This is a genomic window from Rhodanobacter sp. G2-10 (assembly GCF_055809185.1).
This window is the reverse complement of the sequence record NZ_CM147900.1, coordinates 2,796,356-2,809,065: the sequence shown is the minus strand read 5'-3', so window position 1 is coordinate 2,809,065 and position 12,710 is coordinate 2,796,356. Positions and strand designations below refer to the sequence as shown.

Annotated in this window: 11 protein-coding genes and 2 pseudogenes; all 13 read left to right on the top strand. The window is 58.0% G+C overall.

The window, feature by feature from the left end:
* The first annotated feature begins 140 nt into the window (after nt 1-140).
* The 13 genes and pseudogenes from AC0L58_RS12775 to AC0L58_RS12715 all read left to right on the top strand — a co-directional run bounded on the left by AC0L58_RS12775 (nt 141) and on the right by AC0L58_RS12715 (nt 12,616).
* Nucleotides 141-2,822 carry a M1 family metallopeptidase gene (locus AC0L58_RS12775; protein ID WP_473683961.1) on the top strand — a complete coding sequence of 894 codons (2,682 nt, stop codon included), beginning with the start codon at nt 141-143 and terminating at the stop codon, nt 2,820-2,822.
* An 853-nt stretch (nt 2,823-3,675) separates the two neighbouring features.
* Nucleotides 3,676-4,116: a tetratricopeptide repeat protein gene (locus AC0L58_RS12770; protein ID WP_473683959.1), complete on the top strand. Its 441-nt coding sequence runs from the start codon at nt 3,676-3,678 to the stop codon at nt 4,114-4,116.
* Between the two features lie 97 nt (nt 4,117-4,213).
* Nucleotides 4,214-4,468, top strand: a complete 255-nt coding sequence (locus tag AC0L58_RS12765) for a hypothetical protein (protein WP_473683957.1) — start codon at nt 4,214-4,216, stop codon at nt 4,466-4,468.
* A 435-nt stretch (nt 4,469-4,903) separates the two neighbouring features.
* The gene (locus AC0L58_RS12760; protein ID WP_473683955.1) at nt 4,904-5,368 is read left to right on the top strand and encodes an SseB family protein; all 465 of its coding nucleotides are present in this window, start codon (nt 4,904-4,906) and stop codon (nt 5,366-5,368) included.
* 110 nt (nt 5,369-5,478) lie between these two features.
* On the top strand, nt 5,479-5,853 hold the full coding sequence (locus AC0L58_RS12755) for an energy transducer TonB (RefSeq protein WP_473683953.1): 375 nt from the start codon (nt 5,479-5,481) through the stop codon (nt 5,851-5,853).
* 7 nt (nt 5,854-5,860) lie between these two features.
* Nucleotides 5,861-6,274, top strand: a complete 414-nt coding sequence (locus AC0L58_RS12750) for a hypothetical protein (protein ID WP_473683951.1) — start codon at nt 5,861-5,863, stop codon at nt 6,272-6,274.
* Between the two features lie 106 nt (nt 6,275-6,380).
* Nucleotides 6,381-7,310: a hypothetical protein gene (locus tag AC0L58_RS12745; RefSeq protein ID WP_473683949.1), complete on the top strand. Its 930-nt coding sequence runs from the start codon at nt 6,381-6,383 to the stop codon at nt 7,308-7,310.
* An 832-nt stretch (nt 7,311-8,142) separates the two neighbouring features.
* Entirely contained in the window at nt 8,143-8,505 is a 363-nt protein-coding gene (locus AC0L58_RS12740; protein WP_473683947.1) for a hypothetical protein, read from the top strand.
* Between the two features lie 193 nt (nt 8,506-8,698).
* Nucleotides 8,699-9,378 (top strand): annotated as a pseudogene (locus AC0L58_RS12735) (IS3 family transposase); the annotation flags it as partial.
* 506 nt (nt 9,379-9,884) lie between these two features.
* Nucleotides 9,885-11,132, top strand: a complete 1,248-nt coding sequence (gene ltrA / locus AC0L58_RS12730; protein WP_473683945.1) for a group II intron reverse transcriptase/maturase — start codon at nt 9,885-9,887, stop codon at nt 11,130-11,132.
* Between the two features lie 78 nt (nt 11,133-11,210).
* Nucleotides 11,211-11,666 (top strand): annotated as a pseudogene (locus AC0L58_RS12725) (IS3 family transposase); the annotation flags it as partial.
* Between the two features lie 208 nt (nt 11,667-11,874).
* Nucleotides 11,875-12,069, top strand: coding sequence for a hypothetical protein (locus AC0L58_RS12720; RefSeq protein WP_473683943.1), 195 nt, complete (start codon nt 11,875-11,877; stop codon nt 12,067-12,069).
* 220 nt (nt 12,070-12,289) lie between these two features.
* A complete protein-coding gene (locus AC0L58_RS12715) occupies nt 12,290-12,616 on the top strand; it encodes a nucleoside triphosphate pyrophosphohydrolase family protein (protein ID WP_473683941.1) in 327 nt (108 codons plus the stop codon).
* Nucleotides 12,617-12,710: the final 94 nt, after the last annotated feature.

The window sequence follows — 12,710 nt, the reverse complement described above, 5'->3', positions numbered from 1 at the left end:
GCGCGGATTCAACCACTGGCAAGAGGTTTTCCTCGCTGGTGGTTTTTTTTGCCCGCGGCTGACCGTGCCTTCTGGCACTGTGCCGAAAGTCATGCGGATCCTACGGTGTGATTCTTTTGGGCCACCCGGGGATCGCCGTCATGCATCGCATTATTCGCCCACTCGTGTTCACGGCGCTGGCCAGCTGTTGCGCCGCCGCCTTTGCGGCCACCTCCGATCAGGCACCACAGGGCCGCCTGCCGGGCTGGGCGGTGCCGCAGTCGTATCAGATCGCGTTCAAGGTGGATCCGGCGCAGCAGGATTTTTCGGGCACCACCACGATCAAGCTGCAGCTGAAGAAAGCGTCCGACCATGTCTGGCTGGACGGCAAGGCGCTGAAGGTATCGAAGGTGACGATCACCGACGCCGCCGGCAAGCAGCACGATGGCAAATACGTCGATGTCGATCCGAAAGCCGGCGTGGTGAGGGTGGATTTCGGCAGCACGCTGCAGCCGCAGGAGTTGCGTCTGAAGTTCGAGTACAGCGCGCCGCTCAACGCGCAGTTGCAGGGCCTGTACAAGGTCAGCGCCAAGGGTCAGCCGTATGCGATGACGCAGATGGAACCGATCAGCGCGCGTTACGCCTTTCCCAGTTTCGACGAACCCGGCTTCAAGACGCCATTTGACATCAGCCTGACCATTCCGGACGCTGAAGTGGGCGTGGCCAACACCAAGCAGGTCAGCGCAACGCCGGCCGGCAAGGGTTGGAAGACGCTCACGTTCGCGCGGACGGAGCCGCTGCCGACCTATCTGGTCGCCTTCGGCGTCGGTCCCTGGAGCATCGCCGACGCACCGGCCATTTCACCCAATGCGTATCGCTCCACGCCACTGCCGCTGCGGGGCATTGCCCCGGCCGGCCAGGCGCACCGCATGAAACACGTGCTGGGCGAAACGCCGAGCATCATCCACGCGCTGGAGAACTACTACGGTTTCGGCTATCCGTTCGACAAGCTGGACCTGCTGGCCGCGCCGGACTTCTCCGCCGGCGCGATGGAGAACGCCGGCCTGGTCACCTTCCGCGACTGGCTGCTGCTGCTCGACAAGGATTCCCCGGCGCGCAACGTGCGCGGCTCGTTCAACGTCACCGCGCATGAACTGGCGCACCAGTGGACCGGCGATACGGTGACCCTGGAATGGTGGAACGACATCTGGCTGAACGAGGCGTTCGCCACCTGGATGCAGCAGAAGATCACGATGGAGGTGCACCCCGAATACCGCGCCGACCTCGATCGGGTGCGCGGCGCGGAAGGTGCGATGAACAACGACGCGCTGGTCAGCGCACGCAGCATCCGCCAGCCGATCACCGGCAACGGCGACATCCTCACCGCGTTCGACGGCATTACCTACCAGAAGGGCGCCGGCGTGATCGCAATGTTCGAGAATTACGTTGGCGACAAGACATTCCAGAAGGGTATGCAGGCGTACATCCGCAAGCACGCCTTCGGCAATGCCACGGCCAGCGATCTGGTCGGGGCGATCGCCGCCGCGGCCGGCAAGGGTGAGGCGTTCAAGCACGCCTTCAACAGTTTCCTCAACCAGACCGGCGTGCCCTACGTGCAAACCAGCGTGACTCACGACGACGGCAAGACCGTGCTGCAGCTGAGCCAGAGTCGCTACCTGCCGCTGGGCAGCAAGGGCGACCCCAAGCGGATTTGGGGCGTGCCGGTATGCGTGCGCTATGGCACCGTCGACGGCAGCAAGGTCGGCTGCGAGATGCTCGACAAGGCCAGCGGCTCGATGGTGCTTGCCGACGCCAGCCAGCCGACCTGGATCATGCCCAACGCCAACGCCAGCGGCTACTACCGCTTCAGCCTGGGCAAAGCCCAATTGGCCGAACTTACCGCCCACGTCGGCAAGCTCTCCGATACCGAGCAACTGGCCTATGCCGATGCCATCGGCGCCAGCTTTCGCCGCGGGGACCTCGATGCCGGCGATGTGCTGGCCGCGTTCAAGCCACTCACTGTATCGAAGGTGCGGGCCGTGGCCACGGCTCCGCTGGGCGAGGTTGAATGGATCTACAAACACGAGGCCCGCACCGATGCCCAGCGCGCACGCGTGGCGGCATGGGTCAGGGACGCCTACCTGGCACGCCTCGAACAGCTCGGCTACCAGCGCAAGGCGGGTGAATCCGAGGATGATTCGCTGCTGCGCAGCACGCTCGCCGGCACGCTGGCGTTCGACTTCAAGCTGCCGGAAGTGCGCGCAGCCCTGCTCAAGCAGGGCGAGGCCGTGTTGAAGCCCGCTGCCGATGGCACCCTCGATTTCGCCGCCGCCGATCCGGACCTGCTTGGCGACGCGCTGGGCGTGGCCGTGCAGACGCAGGGCAAGCCAGCCGTCGACGCGCTGATCGCCGCCTTGCCACAGACCAGCGATGCCGCGTTGCGCAACGGCATCCTCGGTGGCCTCGCCCATGTGGACGATCAGGCGCTGGCCACGCAAGTGCGCAACTTCGCGCTGGACAAGCAGGTCAAGGTCGGCGAGATGGGCTCGCTGCTGATGGGCGGTCGCGACACGGCGGCCGGGCGCGATGCCATGTGGCAGTGGTTCACAAGCCACTACAAACAGGTGCTCGGTCGCACCGGCAGCTTCGCTGGCGGCTACCTGCCACGCCTGGCTGCCGGTGGCGGTTGTTCCACGCCCGAAGTCGCGCGGATGCAGGCATTCTTCAAGCCGCGCATGAACGACGCGGCCGGCATCTCGCGTGGCCTGGCGCAGACCAGCGAATCGATCCAGCTGTGCGCCGCGTTGAAGCAGGCACAGGACCCTGCGGCCATTCTGAAGTAAGCGTGCGGTTGGTCGTTCAGTATCAGCGGCGATCATGTGGTGCGCCAGTCGAGCGACTGGTGCGCTATTTTTTCGCAGGTGGTAGCGCGTGACGCAACCAAATCTGGCTGGCGGTCCTTTCGCCAATCCCGGCCATGTGGAAAGATGTATTCCAAGTTCCTCCGGAGACATGGCGGGATTAGGTTGCCGGATTAGGCTGCGCGACGAGAAGCAAGTTGTTGATCTGCTTGGGGTGGCGGCACGGCTTCTGAACCGCATGTCGGAATTAGGCTGCCGTATTAGACTGCAATTTGAAATCTACTTAGCGTTAGGCCACCACAGGAAATCGTCGCATGGCGAATGATGCTCAGCTTGAGGTCTACCGAGCTTTGCGTACATCGCAAGATAAGTACGCATATTTTCTGCTCGCTGCCGCCGGTGCCTCAATCGCCTTTGCGGTTACACAAACACGCGGCCACCATATCTCTTGGTTCCAAGTTCCTCTTGGGCTCGCGGTTCTTTGCTGGGGCCTAAGTTTCTTCGTTGGTTGTCGTAACATCGCATACGTAAATTCAACTCTGTATGCAAATTCTGAACTCATCCGCATACAGAATGGGGAGCACCCGGATGTCGGTCGTGACCCTCAAAGGCAACACGCTGCCAGTGCTGGCGTCCGCGCCGCAATTGAATCAAACTCAAACGTGGCAAATTCGCTTTCCAAGCGTCAGTTTTACTTTCTAATCGCCGGTGCCGCCTTGTACATTTGTTGGCACGTCACCGAAATGTGCGTGCAATGGCACGCGGCCTAACAACGCAGTCAAGCGGACCGCGTTCCGCGGCCGCTTACTTCAAGCGTTAGGCGCCCGAGGGGAATATGGAAATACCCAATGCGACGCACACCGAGATTCAAGAACTCTGCGCCGAGGGCGACGTCCTCCTTGAGATGGGCGACTTTCAAGCGGCCTACAAAAACTACATAGCTGCCCTCGAGTTGGTTCCAGAGCCGAAGGAGTCCTTCGAGGCTACTACTTGGATCATGGCCGCCTTGGGCGACCTGTATTTCCAAGCCAAAGACTATCGCCAGGTAGCTCAGGTACTGTCCGATGCCATGCATTGCACAGGTGCCGTCGGAAACCCGTTCCTGCATCTTCGCTTGGGCCAAGCTCAATTTGAGCTTGGCAACTATGATCGAGCCGCAGATGAGCTTTGCCGTGCCTACATGGGGGCTGGTGGCGAAATCTTCGCCAAAGAGGAGGCAAAATATTTCAACTTTCTCAAGACCAAGGTCGCCCCGCCTGCAGATGGCCTATGGTGAGGCCTAACAGTTCGTTCAAGGCGGACGCGCGGACGCGCGCCGCTTAACTCCAGCGTTAGGCAGCAGAACAACGTCATCGCAACGGGGGAGATCGCAAATGGGAGAGCGAGTCGGCCAAGACCTCAACCAGCAGTGGCAGGTCGGTGCGCGCCACGCGCTGTATCGCGAAGACGGGCGCTGGTTCCATCAGCTCACCAAATTTCCCGGCGCACTGTTCGATGCACACGGGTACATCCTGTTTCCAACGGAGCAGGCTTATCGCAACTGCAGCTACCTCAGCATCGGGAAGGACATTAATGTCCCCAACCCAAGCGGCATTTCAGCCATTCCAGGATATGTTCGGGTCAAGTAGGCTGCTTCCTAACCCGTCGTCCAAGCGGACGCGCGAAAAGCCGCGCGCCGCTTAACTCCAGCGTTAGGCCTCATGCCATATTTCCGTGTGCGTGTCGAAGGTAAGGACATTTCCGTCCCAATGGACGACACGATTGCAGTCGGGTTCTTCACAACTCGCGCAGTACGCGCGCAGTCGCCCGTGGAGGCAGTTGAGAAAGTACGCTCCATGCTCACCGCAGCCTGGACTACTGGGCCGTATGGAGCATGGAATAACGGAGCCGCTCCAACAATCCTTGTCGAAGAGGTCTGGCGTTCACCGTGGTACAAGAACATATTCTTCAAGAATGAAGGCCATGTCTTCTATCCAGACGGAGATGAGGAAGATGAGGCCTAACAATTCATTCAAGCCGACACCGCTTCGCGGCGCGGCTTAATTCAGGCGTTAGGGCGCTAAATGAGCATCCTCAACAAATTGCTAGGAAACAGCAGGCCTCCTCAGGGTTCTTCATCGGACGGTCCCGCAACTCTATCCGCGCATGAGGCTATCCAACAGGCGCGGGCAGGCCGGCTATCCATTCAAGAGATGCTGACCAGCTTGGCAAAAAGCTCGCTATTCGTTCCTCTCGCCGCTCCACCCCAGATGGACGGCGAGGCGATTCGGGCTTGGAAGCCGTCCACTGTCTCAAAAGCAGACGGCTCCCAATGGATTGTGGCGTTCACCGCTCCGGACATCGCATCAGAGTTCTGCAAAAATGCCCCTGCCTATTCGTATGGATTGAGCGTAGGAACCAAATGGCTGCTTCAAGCCATCCCTCCAGGGCACGGCATCGTGATCAATCTTGGTACGACGCAAGGCTTTGAGTGGAACGCGGCCGGGATCGCTGAATACAAAGCAAGGGCGTCGGAGGGCGCGCCCTAACAATGCGTTCAAGCCGAAATTGCATCGCTACGCCGTCAACATGGCAGAAAGAGCTTGCCATGTTGCCGGCTACGCGCTGCAATTCGGCTTAACTTGAGCGTTAGCTGTCTATGAAACTCATCGCCATTTTGCTGTTGATTTTCGCAGGCTCTGCCTTTGGCACTCAGCCAATGCCCGTCACGGCGCCGGCGATCCGTGCACCAGCGGACGCATGCTCCGTTACGTCTGGTGTTTGCGTTGCAACGGTCTCCTTTTTCGTGCTCCCCGACGGCAAAGTTTCAGACGTATCAATCAAGGAGTCTTCTCGCGATCGAGCTTGCGACTTGGCCGTGAAGTATGGTGTAGCCAAGTGGCGTTACGCGCCGCGCGCGTCGTCAATAAAAATCATCAAGCAGGTGCAGGGCTACACTTGTCCCGCGCACGAAGCGGCAGCTAACCATTCGTTCGAGGCGGACGGCTACGCCGCCGCTCAACTCCAGCGTTAGGCCGCAGATGGTAGAACACAGTATTCCCACCAGAGTTCTGCTCACGGAGACGCTTCGCCTTTTCCTGCGGTTTCTTTTGTTTGTTGCTGTGGTAGCCGTAGTCTGCTTCGCTCTTTATCCGTTGCTTGGCATTCCAAAGCCTTCGGTCTATGTGGTTGCGTCATTCTTCGCGTTGCTCTATTTCTCGGCGCCGCTCGCATCCTCGGCGGTTCGTTTCAAACGGGGGCTGCGGCTGTTCACACGTGCTGCCGGCAAGACATTGTTGTTCTCGTTTGTGTGGGGAGCGATCGTCGCAGGTTTGTTCATAGCAGCGTTGCAGGTCCGGCGAGGCATGGAGGCAACACTCATCAACTACATCCTGGCAATGGTCGCAGCAGGTGTCGTCTGCGCTGCAACGGCTACAATCCCAAGTGGTCGCTAAAAGTGTCTGCGGCCTAACAAGTCAATGCAGCGGACGGCGTACCGCCGCCGCTGATTTCCAGCGTTATGTTTCAAAGCAAACTTACGGCACATCGGGGGGAAGATAAGTGAAATTGTCCTACTACGGTTACTCAGTCTCGCACCATGAGACAGGCAAGAGCTACCTTTTCGACATCCATAAATTCGTGCACGGATTTGCCGAACTAGACGATGTTGCATTCAAGAGCCGCTTCACTCATGGAGATGAGCAGGTTTTTTTGATCCCGTTCATTGGGAATCTGTACCTGTTCTTAATAACAAGAAAGCACGAGATCATTAAACGAATAAAATCAAAGGATTTGTCTGTATCGGAAATATACGAGGTTCTAAGTAAAGATGAAAATCTCGGATTTGCATCATATGTATATTTTGGAAAGTATTTCATCGGTTTTGCGTCAACCGTTATGGCGCCGAAATCGAAAACATTTGCAATATTTGTAAATGACCTATTGGATGCAATCGGGCTCAAAGGGTACTTGTTCATCCTTCATCCACTCATGAAGCAATACACTAAAACGGATGCCTTAAAAATGGAATTCATAGGCCGATCCATTGTACAGGTAACCAAAGAGAACAAGTTCTACGATGATCTTCGGGGGTTATTTGGAGGGTCCTCTGAGGAATTTTCGGACGTTGATGCATTTGAAGTAGTTATTAAGCCACGAAAGAAGCAGAACATACAATCCGCGATACGAAAAGTGATCCATAATGTTGATGACGCCGGCCTAGACAAAATGTTGCTCCGAGCTCGCGATGAAATAGGCGATAACCTGATGGACGTTTATCTCGCAGGAAAGGGCCAGGTGGCAGATGATCTAGACAAAAGCGATGAGAACAAGATCTTGCAACAGATAAGGGAAAAAGCCAAGAGTAATTCTATATTGCAAGAAAAGGTGCGTGAACATGAGGACAATGACGAATTCGAGAAGAAAGAGCCTGTCCATTTTTCTAATTTGCATGATGCTACTGCCTGGTCCAGTCGCATTTCTGATCTATGAGTTAATAACTGACAAGTACTCATATATTGCATTAGGGCTCTCAGGTAGCAGGGTCGCAGTTTCCTCAGTTGTTGCAGGATTTGCGTTCACGATGCTTGGATTCCTTGCAACAGTCATAACAATTATTTTTTCATTTACACAAACAAGAACTTTTACTAAGTACCGCAGGCGGGGTTACCTTCGGTTGCTATTCATGTGCTACATCATAACGATTGTTTCATTGGTGGTAACTAGTTTTCTTGCGCTGGCTAATTTCTCGAATGAGCTCCATGCGGTACTTTTCGACTTGCAACTTGTAAGCATAACAAATAACATTTTTCAAGTTGGCATTTTGGCAATAATAATCAGCAATGTCGCACGACGTGCGGGCCATGAAACATAACAGTTCATTCAAGTCGACCACCAAACCGCTACGCGGTTCGTCGGCGGCTTAATTCAAGCGTTAGGCTTCAAGAGCTTTCCGGGTTAGTGGCAGGTCAACGCCAGCGTGTCGGTCGGGCTTCGCATCAGCTTGGTTTCTTCGTTCGGCACCGGGCTGGCTTGCGTGTGTTGCATTCGGGCGCTGGGGCAGTTCATCGCAACTTGCGCGCGTGTTAGTTTGCGCATCCATTGCGCCTGTCGCACGCGCGGTGTGTCGCAACTTCACCGTTTCGCACGCGGGTTGTTTGTCGCACGCAGGCCATCACTGATGCGCGTTCTTGCGGTGTGTTGGGTGTGGCATGATGGTTCGTCAAAGGTCGTGCTTCGGTATGGCCTAACCAGTCGTCCAAGCGGACGTGCGTACCGCACGCCGCTTAACTCCAGCGTTAGATGCTCGGGATTAATAGAAGCCATGCCCACAAACTTCGAGAAGCACTTTGTTACCCCGCTCTACGTTGTCCTAGGATTGCTTCTAGCAACAAACGTTCTCACCTTGCTCTCAGGCAGGTTGCTTTCACTGCTGACACTGGCCGTTCAATTCGTGGTTCTTGGCGCTGTTTACTTCCGGAAACCTTGGGCCTACATCGTCGTGAAGGTATGGGCGGCCATCGCTATGCTTGCCGGGCTAGCGATGTGGTTGGCCGTCCTCCTGGACGGGCCAAAATACTTTCATTCTGTGTTCCACGCGGTTTCCAATACGCTTATGCTTCTTGCTGGCTTCTACTTCTTTAAATTTGCCAAACCTGCACTCCAGCCAGTTCGCGAGCGCATCTAACATTTCGTTCGAGGCGGACGGCTCCGCCGCCGCTCAACTCCAGCGTTGAAGCTGTAGAAAAACCCATTTCGGATCTACGAAACGAGTCCGCCATCCGGCGGATTTTTGTTTGATGCTCGTGAAGAACTTCTGAATCGCCCCGTGTTTCGTAGACACCTTGCAGCCATAATCCACGGCAGCAGCAGGAGTGTCTATGAGCAGCAAGCGGTATACGGAAGAGTTCAAGATTGAGGCGGTCAAGCAAGTGACGGACCGCGGCCATTCGGTCGCCGATGTTGCCGGCCGGCTGGGGGTGTCGATCCACAGTCTCTACGCATGGCGCAAGCAGTGCGGCAAGTCGGGTCCCGTGCAGGGGACAGCGGCGGGCGAGGCGGAGGAGCTTCGCCGCCTCAAGTCGGAGCTTCGCAGGGTGACGGAGGAGCGCGACATTCTAAAAAAAGCCGCGGCGTACTTTGCCAAGCAGTCCGGGTGAGGTACGCCTTTATGCGCCACCATGAGCGGGAGTTCCGGGTGCGCAGCATGTGCCGGGTGCTGGGCGTGCACCCCAGCGGGTACTACGCATGGCGCCGTGCGCCGCTATCAACACGGGCTCGGGACGATCGACGCGTACTCGGACTGATCAAGCAGTCCTGGCTGGAGAGCGGCAGCGTCTATGGCTACCGCAAGATCACCCGGGACCTGCGTGATCTGGGTGAGCGCTGCGGCAAGCATCGGGTCGCCCGGCTGATGCGCGGGGAAGGTCTGCGGGCACAGGTCGGCTATCGCCGCCGCCCGGGCATGCGCGGGGGCAAGTCGGCCGTAGTGGCCGACAACCACTTGGCGCGGCAGTTCAACCCTGTCGCGGCCAATCGCGCTTGGGTCACCGACATCAGTGTGCCGCAGCAAGCGGCGTGAGAGATGAGGGTAGGTCCCTCGCCATCGGCTTGCAGGAGCAGGTGGCAAACCACCGCAAGCGGCTTGGATCAAAAGTCCCGGTCGTGAGCGTTGCGGAAAAGGCGTCCGTGAGGCGTCAGGTATGAACCCGAAAGACGAACAACCGTGAACAGCCGTTCAAGCGTCGAAAGTGATCAGATGACATCGAAACCGGGGAGTGATGTTGCTCCGGGATCAGTCTGGCAGGTGCCTGCTTATGGGCCAGGCGGTGTCCGGCGTAGAGGCTGCGTGAGTCGGGTTCAGGCTCTTGCGTTGAACTGCGGGAACCTTCGGTGGCGATGGCAAGGGAAAGGCACAAGCCCGCAAGGCGAGGCCGATAGTACCGATGCGTCACCAAGGGGCGGAGCGGTCCGTAGTAGTGATGAAGTCGCGGTAATCGCGATGGAGCGAAGGGGCCGCGTCATCCGCGCACGTTCATGGGTCAACTGCGTGAGCAGGAGGAGCCCATGGGCGTGAGCAAGCCGTTTGCGATTCCCAAGCAGTTGGTCTGGGAAGCGTACAAGCGTGTGAAAGCCAATGGCGGTTCATCCGGGGTCGATCAGGAATCGATCGAACGGTTCGAACAGCGTCTCGGCAACAACCTGTACGTGCTTTGGAACCGGCTCTGCTCCGGCAGCTATTTCCCGCCGCCGGTAAAGGGCGTGGCGATTCCGAAGAAGTCAGGCGGTATGCGGATGCTCGGCGTGCCCACCGTGGCCGACCGGGTGGCGCAGACCGTGGTCAAGATGGTCTTGGAACCGGTGCTTGAGCCCGTGTTCCATCCCGACTCGTACGGCTACCGACCCGGGCGCTCGGCGCTCGATGCGGTGGCCCGTGTACGGCGTCGGTGCTGGGATTACGACTGGGTGATCGAGTTCGACATCAAGGGATTGTTCGACAATATTGACCATGCATTGCTGATGCGGGCGGTGCGTAAGCATTGCCGGATTCCATGGGTACTGCTGTACATCGAGCGTTGGCTCACGGTACCGATGGTGATGGCGGACGGACGGCAGGTGGAACGGACGCAGGGTACCCCGCAAGGGGGTGTCGTGAGCCCACTGCTGGCCAACCTGTTCTTGCATTACGCGTTTGACCGCTGGGTGGCCGAGCATCTGCGCAGTGTGCGGTTTTGCCGCTACGCCGATGACGGGGTCATCCACTGCCAGAGCCAGGCGCAGGCAGAGTATGTCCTGCGTCGGATCGCCGCGCGGTTCAAGGCCTGTGGGTTGGAGCTGCATCCGGACAAGACACGGATCGTCTACTGCCGCGACGTCAACCGTCCAGCGGACTACCCGGTCGTGAAGTTCACGTTCCTCGGCTACACCTTCCAGCCGCGCAAGGCGGTGGACAAGTACGGCCGAATTTATGTGAACTTCTCGCCTGCGGTCAGCCGTGACGCGTTGCGCGCCATGCGGCAGACCATCCGAAGCTGGCACCTTCAGCTCATGTGCGACCGTGAGGTGGGCGATCTGTCCCGCATGTTCAATCCAATCCTTCGGGGCTGGATGAACTACTACGGGCGGTTCCGCGGTTCTGCGATGGACGTCGTGTGGAAGCACGTGAACGCCTACTTGACCCGGTGGCTGAGGCGCAAGTACAAGAAGCTGGCCCGTCATAAAACGCGGGCCATTCGTGCACTTGGCAAGTTGGCAGTCGCCTCGCCCCGTGCCTTCGTGCATTGGGAGAAGGGAATCTATCCTGCGGCTGGATGATGGGAGCCGGATGACGCGAGAGTGTCACGTCCGGTTCTGCGAGAGGCTGGGGCTGCAATGCCCCGGCCTACTCACCCCTATATCCGCACGCACGAAGGTTGGTTGTACCTGGCGGCGGTGATGGACTTGTACTCGCGCAAGATCGTGGGCTGGGCCATGGGATCGACGATGCACACCGACCTGGTGTTGCAGGCGTTGATGATGGCGGTATGGCGGCGCAAGCCACCGGCCGGCTTGCTCGTGCACTCCGATCAGGGAGCCCAGTTTACCGGCCACGACTGGCAGGACTTCCTCAAAGCCCATGGCTTGGTCAGCAGCATGAGCCGGCGTGGCAACTGTCATGACAACGCCGTCGCCGAGAGCTTCTTCCAGCTGCTCAAGCGCGAACGCATCCGGCGCCGGATCTACACCACCCGCGATGAGGCCAGATCCGATGTCTTCCACTACATCGAGATGTTCTACAACGTCCGCAGGCAGCACGGCCACAACGACGGGCTGCCTCCGGTAGAGTTCGAAAAGCGACAATCAGTTTGAGGCTTCGGGGTGTCTACAGAAGCCGGGGCGATTCATTGCCAACCCAGTGCTTACCTGCTCGCTTACAAGGCAGTCTGCAGCGGCGCTGCTTGCATCTCTTTCGTAGCCGCAACCGATCCGTCATTCACGCGAACAGCTCCTCCGCCGTCCAACTCCAGCGTTGAAGTGCAAGCGAACTTCTACACCACCACAAAAAAGGGAATTTCTCATGGGATTTGACAGCGTTTGGTATTGGATGGTCTTTTTTTCGCTGTTCGTCTTCTACGTTCCGGCGTGGCGCATCGTCAGCAAGGCCGGGTTTCCTGCCGTCTTGTCTTTGCTGTTGCTGGTGCCTGTCCTGAATATTGTCATGCTTTGGGTATTCGCCTTCGTGCGCTGGCCGGTCGAGCGAGACAAGGCTTGATCAATCACCCATCCGGACGGCTTCGCTGCCACGCTGCTCCAGCGTTGAAGCAGTGGAGAAATCTCTGCCGGGAAAACTCACCGCGCGGAGGTGAGGGAGCGACCTCACAAAGCGCTCGACCATCGACGCGCAGCCATTCGGGAAGCCTTCAGGCAACCGCTGAAGGCACGCGACTGCGCGCGCAGGATACTTTCCTACAGCAACCTTGTGCGTAATCAACATGAACTTTACTGATCTGGAAAAGACTGCCCTGAGACTCAATGAGCTGTATGAGCAGCTTGAAACCCGGTTGTATGGACGTGCCTGGACCACGGAGGAGCTTGCGCTCGGTTTCGTGGGGGACGTCGGCGATCTGGCGAAACTGATCCAGGCGCATGCAGGCGTCCGCAAAATTGACGACTGCAAAGCGAAGCTTGGGCATGAGTTGTCAGACTGTCTCTGGTCAATCATGGTGCTTGCGCACAAGTGTGGCATCGATTTGCAGGCTGAGTACTGCAAGAACACGGGCGAACTGATAGAACACGTGTCCAGTCAGCTGGAAACTTGACGATGCATGCGGGCGGTTAGCTGCCGCTCGGTTCCAGCGTTGGGCAGGAGTGAGGGCGTGCCATGACAATTTCCGAAGCAGACTGGATGAAATT